General features: G+C 43.9%; 14 protein-coding genes and 1 pseudogene. 9 read left to right on the top strand and 6 right to left on the bottom strand.

Annotation, left to right across the window (positions count from 1 at the left end; genetic code table 11):
* Nucleotides 1-73 (bottom strand): annotated as a pseudogene (locus tag ACQCVE_RS12035) (IS200/IS605 family transposase); the annotation flags it as partial.
* A 326-nt stretch (nucleotides 74-399) separates the two neighbouring features.
* On the opposite strand from ACQCVE_RS12035, the gene ACQCVE_RS12030 reads away from it, so the two are divergent.
* Nucleotides 400-1,521 (top strand): hypothetical protein, encoded by a 1,122-nt coding sequence (locus ACQCVE_RS12030; RefSeq protein ID WP_426862971.1) that lies wholly within the window; start codon nucleotides 400-402, stop codon nucleotides 1,519-1,521.
* 323 nt (nucleotides 1,522-1,844) lie between these two features.
* Here the strand turns inward: ACQCVE_RS12030 and ACQCVE_RS12025 are convergent, their stop codons facing one another.
* A complete protein-coding gene (locus ACQCVE_RS12025) occupies nucleotides 1,845-2,030 on the bottom strand; it encodes a YhzD family protein (RefSeq protein ID WP_426862970.1) in 186 nt (61 codons plus the stop codon).
* A gap of 160 nt (nucleotides 2,031-2,190) precedes the next feature.
* Between ACQCVE_RS12025 and ACQCVE_RS12020 the strand changes: the two genes are divergently transcribed.
* Together ACQCVE_RS12020 and ACQCVE_RS12015 are read left to right on the top strand one after the other, a co-directional pair.
* A complete protein-coding gene (locus tag ACQCVE_RS12020) occupies nucleotides 2,191-3,090 on the top strand; it encodes an ABC transporter ATP-binding protein (RefSeq protein WP_426862969.1) in 900 nt (299 codons plus the stop codon).
* A complete protein-coding gene (locus ACQCVE_RS12015) occupies nucleotides 3,083-4,333 on the top strand; it encodes an ABC transporter permease (protein ID WP_426862968.1) in 1,251 nt (416 codons plus the stop codon). Before ACQCVE_RS12020 ends, ACQCVE_RS12015 begins: the two co-directional genes overlap by 8 nt.
* A 133-nt stretch (nucleotides 4,334-4,466) precedes the next feature.
* On the opposite strand, the gene ACQCVE_RS12010 is transcribed toward ACQCVE_RS12015, so the two are convergent.
* The gene (locus ACQCVE_RS12010; protein ID WP_426862967.1) at nucleotides 4,467-4,796 is read right to left on the bottom strand and encodes a DUF3889 domain-containing protein; all 330 of its coding nucleotides are present in this window, start codon (nucleotides 4,794-4,796) and stop codon (nucleotides 4,467-4,469) included.
* A gap of 113 nt (nucleotides 4,797-4,909) precedes the next feature.
* On the opposite strand from ACQCVE_RS12010, the gene ACQCVE_RS12005 reads away from it, so the two are divergent.
* Nucleotides 4,910-5,101, top strand: a complete 192-nt coding sequence (locus ACQCVE_RS12005; RefSeq protein ID WP_426862966.1) for a hypothetical protein — start codon at nucleotides 4,910-4,912, stop codon at nucleotides 5,099-5,101.
* Between the two features lie 114 nt (nucleotides 5,102-5,215).
* Entirely contained in the window at nucleotides 5,216-6,034 is an 819-nt protein-coding gene (locus ACQCVE_RS12000; RefSeq protein WP_426862965.1) for a GNAT family N-acetyltransferase, read from the top strand.
* Between the two features lie 203 nt (nucleotides 6,035-6,237).
* Here the strand turns inward: ACQCVE_RS12000 and ACQCVE_RS11995 are convergent, their stop codons facing one another.
* A complete protein-coding gene (locus tag ACQCVE_RS11995; RefSeq protein WP_426862964.1) occupies nucleotides 6,238-6,522 on the bottom strand; it encodes a hypothetical protein in 285 nt (94 codons plus the stop codon).
* Between the two features lie 518 nt (nucleotides 6,523-7,040).
* On the opposite strand from ACQCVE_RS11995, the gene ACQCVE_RS11990 reads away from it, so the two are divergent.
* From ACQCVE_RS11990 to ACQCVE_RS11975, 4 genes are all read left to right on the top strand, one after another.
* Nucleotides 7,041-8,288: a metallophosphoesterase family protein gene (locus ACQCVE_RS11990; protein WP_426862963.1), complete on the top strand. Its 1,248-nt coding sequence runs from the start codon at nucleotides 7,041-7,043 to the stop codon at nucleotides 8,286-8,288.
* Complete coding sequence (locus tag ACQCVE_RS11985) at nucleotides 8,285-11,302, top strand: AAA family ATPase (RefSeq protein WP_426862962.1); 3,018 nt, start codon at nucleotides 8,285-8,287, stop codon at nucleotides 11,300-11,302. Before ACQCVE_RS11990 ends, ACQCVE_RS11985 begins: the two co-directional genes overlap by 4 nt.
* Nucleotides 11,303-11,363: 61 nt before the next feature.
* Nucleotides 11,364-12,308 (top strand): 3'-5' exoribonuclease YhaM, encoded by a 945-nt coding sequence (yhaM, locus tag ACQCVE_RS11980; protein ID WP_426847078.1) that lies wholly within the window; start codon nucleotides 11,364-11,366, stop codon nucleotides 12,306-12,308.
* A 64-nt stretch (nucleotides 12,309-12,372) separates the two neighbouring features.
* Nucleotides 12,373-12,561 (top strand): sporulation YhaL family protein, encoded by a 189-nt coding sequence (locus tag ACQCVE_RS11975; protein ID WP_426847079.1) that lies wholly within the window; start codon nucleotides 12,373-12,375, stop codon nucleotides 12,559-12,561.
* 219 nt (nucleotides 12,562-12,780) lie between these two features.
* Here ACQCVE_RS11975 and ACQCVE_RS11970 read toward each other — a convergent pair whose 3' ends face one another.
* Together ACQCVE_RS11970 and ACQCVE_RS11965 are read right to left on the bottom strand one after the other, a co-directional pair.
* On the bottom strand, nucleotides 12,781-12,981 hold the full coding sequence (locus tag ACQCVE_RS11970; RefSeq protein ID WP_123914794.1) for a cold-shock protein: 201 nt from the start codon (nucleotides 12,979-12,981) through the stop codon (nucleotides 12,781-12,783).
* A 227-nt stretch (nucleotides 12,982-13,208) separates the two neighbouring features.
* Complete coding sequence (locus tag ACQCVE_RS11965; RefSeq protein WP_426847080.1) at nucleotides 13,209-14,096, bottom strand: peptidylprolyl isomerase; 888 nt, start codon at nucleotides 14,094-14,096, stop codon at nucleotides 13,209-13,211.
* Nucleotides 14,097-14,406 lie beyond the last annotated feature (310 nt).

The following is a 14,406-nucleotide window of genomic DNA, read 5'->3' as shown; positions in this document are numbered from 1 at the left end:
GATACCGAGGACAAAAGACAAAATGATAGTTGAGCAATGATACGGTTGTACTTGTTCTTCTATATTCATTCATAGGTTTATTGTATCAGTTTTATTTAAAAACTGATTCAATGCGACAATAAAAAAAAGAACAAAACATTTCGGATACTTGAAGCACCACAAACCTTACGGTTTTCAGTGGTACTCCGTATCCGACCTCACTTTCATCCCACACCTAAAGGAATGGGCTTTCCTGTTCGGAAAATCTGTAAAAACAAGTGTGGTATTAGAGGCCGTAGCTTCAATCACATAAATTCAAGTGCGAAAGTTGAGTGCTTTGAATAAATTCAGAAAAATATTTAAATAAAAAACTTTTATTCACATACTCAAGGGGTATAGCTGAAATAGGGGGTGTTAAAAATGGAAAAAATGACAAGAATATCCGGAATGTTTACCGTAGCTTTTCTAATCGCTGGTTGTTCAAGCTCAGGGGAAGAAGAAAACTCACAGACTGCTGATTTTACTGAAAACAAAACGGCTGATTCACAAGAGGTTGAGGGCACTACTGAGGACAACGGCGAAGATAATGTTGATAGCGATGGCAGCTCAGACACGGAAGAAGGGTCATCGGATGATGGCAGCACTGAAAAAATGGACACATCAGAAGGTGAAACCAACGAAGAAACTAATACCAATGAAGAAACTGGATCGTCTGATGAAAAAGGTGGCGACACAGAAGTTTATGGTGGAGCTCAGTTAAATCCGAATTATTTCATTGACACTCAAGTCATTAGTCAAGATAAAAGTTTTTATATTGCATATTCTATCGATCGTGATAGAGAATCTGAAGAAATGATTTCTCCGGAACAACGCTTGGAAACGTCATTATTTAATAATGATCCTTCTGAGCAGGACATACTCAATTCATATGCTGATTTGACACTTGATTGGCCTAGTTTATACGTGGAGTTTAGTCAACAAGGGAGTGAATTAGACGCAACTTCTGCGCAAAGCCGTTTATTTTACGAGTCGTTGTTTGGTATTAGTGATCTATACGGGATTGAAGATGTTACGTTACTAAATCCTGGTGGTGAAACAAGGGTCACTGTTGCTCAAAGAACGTTCGATGATGCGGTGGTCGTCAAAGAGGAAAGAGGTGCAACACGAGGCTACTATGCAGTCTATGATAAAGAGTTACAAGAGACTTTATTTATTGCTGGCGGACCGTTAGAGGAGCAAATAGTAAATGATAGCGGTGAGCCGATGACGTTCCCTGAAACCATTGAGAAAATGAAGTCGGTTGAAGGCGATGTGTTTTATTCATCAGCGGTTGCGGACGGGATTGAGATTCTTGACTCGTCAATTACGAATGGTGTTGCTCAAGTGCAATACACTATGGATAAAAATTCCGTGACGGACGCAGACCGTACTGTATTTGAAAATGCTGTCCAATTGTCAGCTTTGGATTTTCATGCATGGGAAGTTGAAATTATGAACGATACACTTAAAGAGAGCCGAACGTATCCATTGGTTGGTCAGTAGCATGAAACAAAGAATACCAGCTTGAAATTAAAATAGACCCGCCCCAAAATATTAATTTACTCTAATTTTTTGGGGTATTATATCGTGAGGAATATCAAGCAATGGATCTCCCCGTTCACATTATTTTATTGCTTATCCGGATGTTACAAGTTCATTATCTAAATGTTCCCGATCTATACATTTATTGAGTGAAAATATTGATATATCAGCGAAATAAGAGACCAAATCACTATGCGATTTGGTCTGTACATTAATATGTTATTTCCATTGTTCTCCACAAAAACTGAACTGCTTACTCTTAGAGTCCCGGACCTCTTTTTTTCCTACCGTTCAAATAAAATCATTTTGCCGGCTGCATTCACACACCGGTGGGTATTTTTTGTATAGTTTTTTTCTTCTAGTTTTTTTGTCCCCAGATCTTTTGCTTCCTGATCGTTTGCTGCTTCATAGCTTTCATCCAGCAGCTTTTCCCCGTTTTTCTCGAATACAGTCAAATAATACATTCCCATTTTCATTTCCCCCTTTGATGGCAGTCAAATTTGCAGCTTCTATATATTATTTCGGAAACAGGTTCCGAAAATCCTTCCAGCAGCATTCAATTTCATAATTTAAGATAAAATGAAACTTTTTCCACAAAGAGCCGTAACTATAGATGAAGGAGGGATACACATGTCATTAGTGCTTAATGATGTAACAAAGAATTTTGGTGCGCATACCGCTGTCAATCAGCTGGATATCAGTATACCTGAAAAAGAGATTTTCGGATTTTTGGGTGCGAATGGTGCAGGAAAAACTACGACATTCAGGATGGTTCTCGGTCTGCTGAATCCGAGTGCGGGTGAGATCAGCTGGCAGGGAAAACCGGTCAATTACAAAGTTACAAATCAAATTGGATACCTTCCGGAGGAGAGAGGGCTATACCCTAAGATGAAGGTTAAAGATCAGCTGGTCTATCTGGCTAAGCTGAAGGGGATGAATAAGAGCGAATCTGAAAAAGAACTGGTACGCTGGCTCGACCGTTTTAAAGTTCCCGAGTATTTAAACAAAAAGGTAGAAGAGCTCTCAAAAGGGAATCAGCAAAAAATTCAATTTATTACAGCGGTCCTCCACCGCCCGAAACTGCTTATTCTGGATGAGCCGTTCAGCGGACTGGATCCGGTCAATGTAGAAATGTTAAAAGAAGCTGTTGAAGAACTTAGGCAGCAGGGCACTTCCATTGTATTTTCCAGTCACCGTATGGAGCATGTGGAGGAGCTGTGCAATCATTTGTGCATCATGCATAAGGGCAAGCCGGTTGTCCATGGCGGTCTTAAAGAAATCAAACGGTCTTTTGGAAAGAAAAATGTTATTATTCATGCAGATTTTGATCTGTCTTACCTAAGCGAGCTTCCGGGTGTAGTAAAAGCGAAGAAAATCTCAGAAGGAATCCGGCTTCAGGTAACAGGCGAAGAAGTTTCCCAGGATATCTTATCGGCCATTCAAAACAAGGGCTTTATCCGCAGATTTGAGCTCGAAGAACCGTCTTTAAATGATATTTTCATCGAAAAGGTAGGTGCTTCCTATGAGTAAATTCTGGGTTGTTCTAATGCATACATACCTGAGCAAAATTAAATCGAAATCATTTTTGATTACAACAGGAATCACGGTTTTGCTTATATTGGGAATATCAAATCTTCAAAACGTGATGGAGCTGTTCATTAAGGATGAACCGAAGCAAATTGCGGTGATCGATCAGTCCGGAACATTTTTTGAGCCGTTCCGCCAAAATGCGGAGACTCTGGAACCGGATTTAACTATTAACCAGTCCTCAGCGAATCCGGAAACGCTTGAGAAACAAGTAATGGACGGGGAACTGGATGCATATGTCGTTTTAAGCAGTGATGCTCAGGGGCTTCCGAAAGGGACCTTTCATGCAGAGTCCGTCATGAATGCCGAATTTGCTTATACGCTGGACCAGTCGCTGCAGCAGACTAAGGTTGCCGCAGGAACCGAAAAACTGGGAGTGGAACCCGAACAGGTTGCACAGCTTCTTGCTCCTGTAGCAATGGAAAAAATCGCGCTTGAGGAAAATGCCAAGTCAGCGGAAGAACTCAATCAGGCCCGGGGACTCGTGTATGTGATGCTGTTTGTTATTTATTTTTCCGTTATTACCTACGCAAGTATGATTGCAATGGAGGTTGCAACGGAGAAAGCTTCAAGAATCATGGAGATTCTGATTTCAAGCATATCCCCGATCCAGCAAATGTTTGCGAAAATTCTTGGTATTGCACTGGTCAGCTTAACCCAGCTTGCCCTGATGATCGGCTTTGGTTATTTGGCCGTTAAAGACCGGATGGAAGAGATTGATGCAATGAGCGGTGGAATTTTTGGATTTTCAAATACCTCTCCTGCTACGATTGCGTATTGCATTATTTTCTTTCTGCTGGGGTACTTCCTTTATGCAACTCTCGCTGCGTTTTTAGGATCGCTTGTCAGCCGGATTGAAGATGTGCAGCAGATGATTACACCGATGATTTTCATCGTTGTAGCCGGATTCATGATTGCGATGTTCAACCTCGGTAATCCGGATAATACGTTTGTTACCGTGACATCGTATATTCCGTTCTTTGCCCCGATGATTATGTTCCTTCGGGTAGGCATGCTCGATGTACCGTTCTGGGAAGCCGGTTTATCGATTGTTATTCTTCTCGGAACAATCTTTTTGCTTGCTTACTATGGAGCACGTGTTTACAAAGGCGGGGTTTTAATGTATGGAAATTCAAGCTCGCTGAAAGATATTAAAAAAGCGATTAGCATGGGGAAAGATAACTGATCAAGCAGCAGTGCTGCAGACCGTGCTGCAAACGAATCTGAAAAGTCCAGTAAACGTCTTTATCAGCAAAACAGCGAAAACCCGGGAATGCTCAAGCAGCATTCCCGGGTTTTCCTTTACGTTCTGTTTAGCATTATTTCAATTCATGCACTTGAATGGAATGAATCTTCTTCGTGCCGGTTTTGTATTGAACAATAACGAGAACTTCTTTATTGCGCTGTCCATTTGCCAGAGTAAGCTGATAATGTTTGAGGGATTGATCCTGGCGGGTTTGCTCCCATATCTGCCTCGCTGCCAGCACCGGGCTCAACGGATAAGCTTTGGCGGCTTCTTTTTTTGCTTCCTTCGTAAAATCCGGAGTTTTAGCAGCTGCAGCTATTTCGCTGGTAAATGAAACCTTTTCGAGGTTCCATCCGTAGAAAAGAACAAGGGAAGCCAGCAGGATCATACACAATTTTTTCATTTTTATCACCTTCCTGCCGGTTAGCATTCCCGATAAAAAGGCTGATATCCGCTTATACGCAAGTTCACCCGGTTTTCTGTCAGTTGACTATTTAAAGGATGGAGGAAATCAGAATGGGATTTATGGTACTTATTCTTTTATTTGGACTAATTTTCATCATAGTAAAGGCAGGCAAGTCAAAAGGAGGTCACTCCGGCTCAAGCAGCGGCAGCGACGGAGGCTTCTTCTTCTCCTCCTCTGACTCCTCAGACAGCGGAGGCGGAGATGGCGGAGGTGGAGACGGCGGAGGCGGGGGAGGAGATTGACATCCACCCATCCAAGCCTTTTCAGCCGCCTGCACATGCCCTGAAACTGAGGCAGATAGGCTTTATTAAACAAATTATCTTAAATTCCGTACTTCACAAGTTGGGGGATTGGTCATGTTAACGGAAAAGCAGCTTGAGGACATCAAAAGCCTGCAGAAGACATGCGAGGAGCATGAAAACATTCTGCTGAAGCTGAACTGGGAGATGCTAAAAAACCGCGATCATTACGTAAAACAGGATTTTTTTTACTATGAGGAAGACGTATTAAAAGGGTTCACTGCCATATATGGCTTTGGAAACAAGGCGGAGATCTGCGGGATGGTCCATCCCGGGAGCAGGAGGAACCGGATCTTTTTTAACCTCCTTCAGCAGGCAATAGGAGAAGTGAAAAATCAGGGGTATCGGCAAATTCTGCTGAATGCACCAGGAAACTCGCAATCCGCTAAAGGGTTTTTAAGCAAGACTGAGGCAGTATTTGTTTTTTCTGAGCATCAGATGAAGTGGGAAGGCGGTCCGCTTAATCCGGACACTGACCTTGTATTGCGAAGACCGGAAGCAGCAGATTTTCCATTCGAAGTACAGATTGATGTTGACTGTTTTGGATTTTCGCCAAAAGATGCAGAGGAATATAATAGAAGATTAAAAATGGAAAATGAACAGCAATCGTACATAATTGAGTACAAGGAGGAGCCTGCAGGAAAGGTACGGGTTTCAGAAGAAAACGGAGAGGCATGGATTTATGGTTTCGCAATTTCTCCCGAACATCAAAAAAGGGGCATTGGCCGCAAAACGCTGATTTCCATTCTTACGAAAGAAACAGAAAAAGGAAACCCGGTTTTTCTTGAAGTCGAAGCAAAAAACACAGGTGCCCTGAAACTTTATGAGTCTTGCGGATTTAAAGCTTATTACGCTCAGGATTATTATTTGATATAACACCTTGCAGTGCAGTCAGAATGCCTTTTCACGGGCTGAGGAGTACAGGAGGTCTGTCATCAGGATAACCTCTGAAATGCTGAAAGTTAGTAAAAAACAGAACTTCCACTGCAATCGGGAGTTCTGTTTAGTTCATTGACTTAAAAACTGCCGCCCCCGGAACTCCATAGTCATCCTGAATGATGTAAATGGATGACAAAAAGTCATGATCTCTTCCCTTTTCGTTCTAAAAGGACAGGTGCAATATTCAGTAAGATCGAAACAATGGTCAAAAACCATATTACCCTTTCAAAATTAGGTGCTTCCCCTAAAGCTGACCAATCTTCCCTTTTCACCCAATCTGATACAAGACTGTATTCTGCACAAAGTGTCAATGCTGTAAATGATAATCCTAACGCCATAGCAAGCTTATAATCCTTTCCTGCTGCATAAAAATAAAGGTTTATAAAAGTTGATGCTATAGCAATAACCCCTAATAATATCCACATACCTATTCCTCCATATATTTTTACTTGAATTTTACATCTAATTTTTTCACATACAGGAATTTCATCTTGATCTCAAAATGCTTTTCCATAAACTTTAGATTATTCTATTTTACTATATATTTCGAAAATTGGAATCAAGCCTCTTTTCATGATCCTATCATTGACGTTTCCTCCGTAAAGTTGATGATTGATGCATTCAAGCACTTATAACCGTGCACTGGAGTTATTAGTAACCGCCGCAAACTGGAGTACCCGTTCCTTGCTGATGGACAGTTTTAGGGCTTTACTGCCACGTTTACAGGGGGTCTGCCTGTAATAAAAGAGTACAGAGACCACGCTTCAATCATTTCTACGATACCTTACTTGCGAAGGGAGGATCCATCCATCATCTATTAAAGCAAGAGTAACAGCGGGATTCACCAGAGCTTTCATTTAATGAATCATTCAGGAGAGAACGTGCATTCGCTTTGTCCGGATGATAAAATAAAAGGAAAGGCTTTACGAAAGCAGGGGTTATTATGACATCTTTGAAATTTATTCATGCAGCCGATTTGCATTTGGATAGTCCTTTTGCGGGGCTGCGGCACCTGCCGGTAAACGTGATTGACCGGCTTAAGGAAAGCACATTTGCGAGCTTTGCCAACCTTATATCCTATACGATTAAGGAAAGGGCGGATTTTCTGATCATCGCCGGAGATTTATTCGATGGGGAAAACAGGAGCCTGAAAGCTCAGCTTCGGCTGAAAAGGGAATTTGAAAAACTGGACAGAGCCGGGATAGAGGTGTTTGTGATCCACGGGAACCATGATCATATGGGAGGGAGGTGGTTGCAGGTGGAATGGCCTGAATCAGTCCATGTTTTCAGTCATGAAGCAGTTGAATGCATTCCATTCCTGAAAGCAGGAGAGCCTGCTGCCCACCTTTATGGCTACAGCTATCCGGAACGTTCCGTAACACAAAACCTAACGTCCTCCTACATAAAAAAAGAAGGGGCCCCTTTCCACATCGGTTTGCTGCATGGATCGGCTGAAGGAGGAAATGAAGAGCATGATGTTTACAGCCCCTTCACGATTCAGGATCTCGAGAAAACAGGATTTGATTATTGGGCGCTGGGGCACATTCATAAGCGGTCAGTTTTGCCATCCCCGGTAACTTCGATTGTGTACCCGGGGAACCTCCAGGGGCGCCACAGAAAGGAAACAGGTGAGAAAGGCTGCTATTGCGTATCTATAAATGAGGAAGGTGTGAAAACAGATTTTATCCCGCTCTGTGATGTCATATGGGAAGAACTGTTTGTGAATCTAAATGAGGCTCAAACTGCCGGCAGACTGATGGAATTGTGCAGGGAGGCGAAAGAGCAGCTGAGAATCGGCGGCCGCCCGGCAGTTCTTTCAATTCAGCTCACTGGAGAAACTCCGATGGCAGCAGATTTAAAGCAAAACGATGCAGTAAAGGACATCATGTCTGTTTTAAACGAGGAGGAAGAGGAACGGGAGGATTTTGTCTGGGTTGGGAAAATAACCGATCACACAGTGCTTCAGATGGATAGGGAGCGGCTAAGACAGGATTCTGTTTTTTACAGGGACTTCTTTAGGATAACAGAAACGTATCAATCCTTTGCTGAAGCGGCGTCCCCTTTATTTAGTCACGCCTCTGTCCGTAAGCACTTATCTGAATTTACCGAAGAAGAGCAGCTGGAAATGATCCGGGAAGCGGAGAATCTCGTTCTGACAGAGCTTTTGAGGGAAGGGGAGCTTCACAAATGATCATCAGAGAGCTCGTTATTTATGGATACGGCCAGTTTGTAAGCCGGCGGATTGTTCTGGAAGAAGGCAGGGAGGTATTGTTTTATGGAAAGAACGAGGCTGGCAAATCCACCATCATGTCGTTTATCCACAGTATATTATTTGGTCTTCCTTCAAAACAGCAGGCTGACAGCAAATACGAACCTAAAAGCAGTGAAATTTTTGGCGGGGCCATAATTGCGGAAGTTCCAGGTACCGGACGGGTGAAAATTGAACGGGTTCGCGGAAAATCCGGTGGAGAAGCTGTCATTGAATTGCCCGGCGGCGGTTCGGCAGGGGAAAAATTGCTTCGAGAATGGACAGGCGGAATGGATCGGACCTTTTATCAATCTGTATTTTCATTTGATTTGCATGGTCTTCAGCAAATTGAGAAGCTAAATGAAGAGGAGATTGGAAAATTCCTTTACGTAACAAGCATGGTGGGTACCGATACGGTGTATAAGCTTGAGCAGAGGCTTGCAAAAGAACAGGAAAGGCTGTTTAAACCAAATGGCAAAAAACCTGTATTAAATGACCAGCTGGGACGGCTTAAGCGCACTGCCGATGCGGCGGGAGCAGCAGCGCAGCGGGAAAGGGATTACCAGCCGCTTTTACAGCAGGAAGGAGAAATACAGACCGGGATTCAAGAAATCGAGGAACGCTTGAAGTACCTTCGCGAACAGCAATCCTTTTTAAGCAAAGCGATTTCCTGCCTCCCGCTGCTGAATGAACAAAGAAACCTGAAGCAGGAGCTTGCGACCATGCCTGATACGAGCCTTTTTCCTGCAGACGGCACGAATCGGATTGACCGTCTGAAGTCAGAAATAGAGCCGCTGTCGGTACAAGCTCAAAGGCTTGCGGAACAAATCCGATTGCTTACTGATAAAGCCTCCAGTTTAAAACCAGACTATGAAATACTGGAAAATAAATCAGAAATCGAGAGCTTAAAAGGACAATCAGCCGAGTACCAAGCTCTGGAAAAAGAACGGAATGCTCTTGCAGCTGATATTCAGCGCATGACTGCAGAACTCACGGAACTGGCTGATCAAGTCTATGAGAGTCCTCCTCATCAGGAAAAGCTGGCGTCTATCGATACAACAATTAAGATGAAAAGCGCGATTTCTGACGCCTTGGAAGCATCAAAAACCCTTTCCCTCCAAAAAAAGCAGCTCGATGAGCAGTTCGACCGGGCAAGAGAAGCCATTGATTTAAGTGAGGCACGTTATGCCTCACTAGCTGGAAAAACAATGGGTAAGGAAGTGCGGCTGCAGCTTGAGCAGGAGCTTTCCACATTCGAAAAGGATCATAATCCTCTCAATGCAGAACAGCTCAAACGGGAAATTGTCAGTCTGGAAAAAGAGATGGAAAGTCAGAAAAAAAAATCAGGTAACCTTCAAAAAAACTTTACTGCTTTATTTGTGATGCTAACCATTCTTTTGGGGGCAGGAATGATATGGTCTGTTATTCAGCAGCAGTGGATGATCACGGGAATCCTTACAGCCATACTCCTTTTGTCTGGTGTCCTGATCCGGCTCCACAACAGGGGAAGCCGCTCTCTTATGGAGCATCTTCATGAGCGGAAGAGTGTGCTTGAGGGTGAACTCGAAAAAACAAAAGATTCCTCTCCGCGTTCCTTACAGCGGGCTGAAGAAATAAGAGGACTATTGTGGAAAGACGAGCAGATCAAACAGATGGCAGATTTGGAAAAGCTGCGTACTGAACAGGAAGAAAGAGCTTGCGACCGGATCATCGCCAGGTTTGAGGAGTGGGAGAAAGACCGTTTTCAGCTGGAAGAAAGCCTGAACCCGATCAGAAGGGCACTGATGCTGGAAGAAGGAGCAGGAACTTCTTCTCTGGCCGAATCTATTGGAATGATAGAAAGATATAAGCAGATCTACTCGGAAAAGCAAAGGAAAGAAGAGCTTTACCGCGCGGCTCAAGCAGCTGCAGAGCAATTCGAACATCAGGCTCAAAGCCTCCTCCGTCTTGGGAATGCTCGTGGAAGGAACCTTACGGATGCTATAGAGGAAGCACACTCGGCAATGCTTGCGGAAAACGGGAAAGCAGTCCAAATCATTCATATTGAAGCCCGGCTTGAGGAAGTGAATGCAGACTATCAAGAGCGGCTCCTCCAATTGAACGGCAAAAAGGAAGAATACTATAACCTTCTTAAAACAGCTCAAGTTCATGACGAAGAAGCCTTCCGGATAATGGCCGTTCACCATCAAGAGCGCAGGGAAGCAGAGAAAAAGCTGCTGTGGACAGAGAGACAGCTGGAGGCGAGCGATATAGCTCAGCAGCTTGCAGGCCGCGATTGGCTTCTTTTAGAGGATGAGCTCCGGAAAACTAGAATAGACGCTGAATCAGCTGAGCAAAGTCTGAAAGAGAAACGGGAGCAGGCCTCGCATCTAAAGGCTAAGCTGAGGTCACTGGAGGCTGATGGCAGCTATTCTGACCATCTTCATGAGCTTGAGGTCCAAAAAGAAGAAGCGAGACAGACAGCGAGAGACTGGGCTGTTCGAACGCTGGCGAGGGATTTTCTCCAGCGTACCATCCAATACTACCGGACGGTCAGAATGCCAAAGCTGCTTGAGAGGACCGTTTATTTTTTCGGAAAGCTGACCAAGGGCAGATATGTGAACGTCTACCTGCCGGAGCGCGAGCAAACCTTCATTGCTGAGAGAATAGACGGCCAGCGATTTAAAGCTGGAGAGCTGAGTCAGGCTACTTCGGAGCAGCTCTATGTTTCACTTAGACTGGCACTGATAAACAGCCTGAACGAGACGCTGAATTTGCCAGTGCTGATCGATGACGGGTTTGTGCATTTTGACGGGGAGCGGACGTCACAGATGCTTAAGACGCTGCATGAATTGTCAGCCGGACAGCAGGTGCTTATCTTCACTTGCCATGAACAGCTGGCTGAAGAGTTCGCTGGCGGCGTTCACGTGCTTGAAAGGGATGCAATGGATCAAAAAAGAATCGAAAAAACCGTTTAGAAAAGCGGGCTATCTTAAGTATGCTATACTTATTCACAGATAAAAACAGGGAGGAATCTTCATGTCTAAAGGTATTATGCATTTTGATGTCGGGGAACAGGTTGAGCTTTATTTGCTCATTAAATCTTCAACTAAAGGAGTAGCAAGCAACGGGAAACCCTTCCTGACCCTCATCCTCCAGGATAAAAGCGGGGAAATTGAAGCAAAGCTATGGGATGCCAGCCAAGGGGATGAGCAAACCTATGGAGCGCAGGGAATCGTAAAAATTGCAGGCGATATCCATCATTACCGGGGAAGAAACCAGCTGAAAATTAAAAACATCAGACCTCTTCACGACCATGAGTCCCATGATGTATCCGATTTTCTGGAGACGGCTCCATTACAAAAAGAAGAAATGATGAATACGATCACTCAATATATTTTTGAAATGAAGAATCCAAGTATCCAGCGGATTACAAGGCATCTGGTGAAGCAGCATCAGCAGGCGCTGCTTGAATATCCGGCGGCAACAAAAAATCACCATGAGTTTGTTTCAGGGCTTGCTTACCACGTCGTTTCCATGCTGAATCTGGCAAAATCCATTGCAGCGCTCTACCCATCACTGGATACAGATCTTCTCTATGCAGGCGTCATCCTGCATGATCTTGGGAAAGTCACGGAATTGAGCGGTCCGATCAGCACGGCATATACAGTCGAAGGGAATTTGCTTGGGCATATATCCATTATGGTAAACGAAGTTGCCCAGGCGGCCAAAGAGCTTGGAATAGAATCGGAGGAAGTGGTCATTCTTCAGCATATGATTTTATCCCATCACGGCAAAGCTGAATGGGGAAGCCCAAAACCGCCGATGATTAAAGAAGCAGAGATTCTCCATTATATAGATAATCTGGATGCGAAAATGAATATGCTGGACAGGGCTCTTGAACGGGTGAAGCCTGGAGAATTTTCTGAGAGGGTTTTTGCTCTTGAAAACAGATCCTTTTATAAACCGGTTTTCCATAACTAGCATAATCCTTTCTTCTGGCGCATAAGCATGAGATAAATGCTTGGCTATTGAAGGAGGAACCGGGATGCTGACAATGCCGTGGTGGATTTACTTATGTATGGGCGGAGTGCTTTTCAGCGGATTTAAGTATGTAACTCTATCGAGAGAAGATAAACAAACGGATCTGGAATTCATCGAACAGGAAGGCCGGATTTATCTTGAACGGATCAAAGCTGAAAGAGAGCGGAGAAAAGCTGAAAAAATGACCGTATAATTCTCTTACAGCAGCAGGCTGCGTTCGTGCATAGACACCTGCCGGGTGAGGCGTTAGACTCCAGCGGGAGAAGCAGGACAGGTTAAAAGGTTAGACCCCGCATGCTCAAACTCGGTGGAGCGCTTATGGATTTAGAGTGGAAAGCAGCGGCCGGGTTTATCATAGGTTAGCAAAAGAAAAAGACTCCTGCAGGCAGGAGTCTTTTTATATGGGCAAAACTTATGCTTTTTCTACGTTAGCAGCTTGATCGCCACGGTTACCTTGAACGATTTCAAAAGTAACTTTTTGGCCTTCTTCTAGAGTTTTGAAACCTTCACCTTGGATAGCGGAGAAGTGTACGAATACGTCGTCGCCATCTTCGCGCTCGATGAAACCGAAACCTTTTTCTGCATTAAACCACTTAACTGTACCTTCTAACATTTTGTTACCTCCTAGTGCATGTGCACAAACGTGTTACTATTCTTGCTCTAAAAATATCAAGCTGAAACGTATTCGATCTTAATATCCGAACAAAAATAATTCTTAACTAGGATAACAGGTACGGGAATAAATAGCAAGTGCGGAAAGCCCCGGGTGATGGAAAGGAGAGGAAAAAGGTAAAAAAAGAGAAGGCTCAAAGGCCTCCTCTTACATGTGCGTCTTTCCTATTACTGTCCGGCCGGAGCAGGCTGAGCAGGCATAGCTGGCTGCTCAGGAGCTTTAAACGTGTCTTCAAGCTTCTTATCCTTAACTTCTACGTTTGCGTCCTTGAGCGCTTTGTCGATGCCCGCCTGCATGGTCGCAGGATCTTGAAGTTTTTGTTCTTTAACATCTGCTTCCAGGCCTTTTTTCATTTCCTCGAAGGATTTATACGTTTCATCCACACGAATGATATGGTATCCGTACTCCGATTTAACCGGCTGGCTGATTTCGCCTTCTTTAAGCTTAAAGGCCGCATCTGAGAATTCTTTTACCATTTGCTCTTTATCAAACCATCCAAGAGAACCGCCGGATTGGGCTGATCCGTCAGAGGAATATTCTTTAGCGAGATCCTCAAACTTGCCGCCGTCGTCAAGCTTCTTTTTCACTTCTTTGGCTTTTGCTTCATCTTCAACGAGAATGTGGCTCGCTTTAATTTTGCCCTTCAGGCTTTCATGATATTTCTTAATATCCTCATCTGTAACCTTGACTTCTGCTTCAGCAGCTTTTTTACGCAAAAGTTCCGTTTTGACCATATTGTTAACAGCTTCTTCACCTTGATCTTTAATCAGGGCATCAATTTGTTCAGCACCGTATTGAGACTTGATGGTTTCAAGTTCTTTTTTAATCTCATCTTTAGAAACCTTATATTTTTCACCAAGCACTTTATTATGAACCAATTCCGTCAGAACCTGCTCGCCTGCCCGGGATTTCATTGCCTCGTATAGCTCGTCCTTCGTTACATTCCCAGCTTTTGTTTCAGCCACGACATCAGAACCGCCAGCTTGTCCGCTGCTGCATGCGCCGAGTGTGAAAAGGCTCGTCGCTGTAATAGCCGCTATAGCCATTTTTTTCATTATTCGATACAACTCCTGCCATAGTAGTGTTTGTACTAAATACTATAAAACATTGTGCCATGTTCAGTAGACTTTTGCAACCTAATCTCGCGAGAGTGCACTGTTTAAACGGATTGAATCGAACTAAGAAATGAAAGCTTGCCTTGCTTAACGCCAGTCCAGTCCAGGGAATGCAAGCGCTCTCAAATATAAAAAAGCCATGAATCTCCTATTATGTGAAATTGTGTGAATTTTTGCCAGGCGTGCTTCCTCAGGGAAAACAGAAGAAAGTTTTCCGTTCTGGGCGAAAAACCCAGTCAAGCAAAAAACG

The sequence above is a fragment of the Metabacillus sp. 113a genome (assembly GCF_050107635.1).
Lineage (GTDB): Bacteria > Bacillota > Bacilli > Bacillales > Bacillaceae > Metabacillus_B.
The sequence above is the reverse complement of the archived record's forward strand: the minus strand, read 5'-3'. Positions and strand labels throughout refer to the sequence as shown.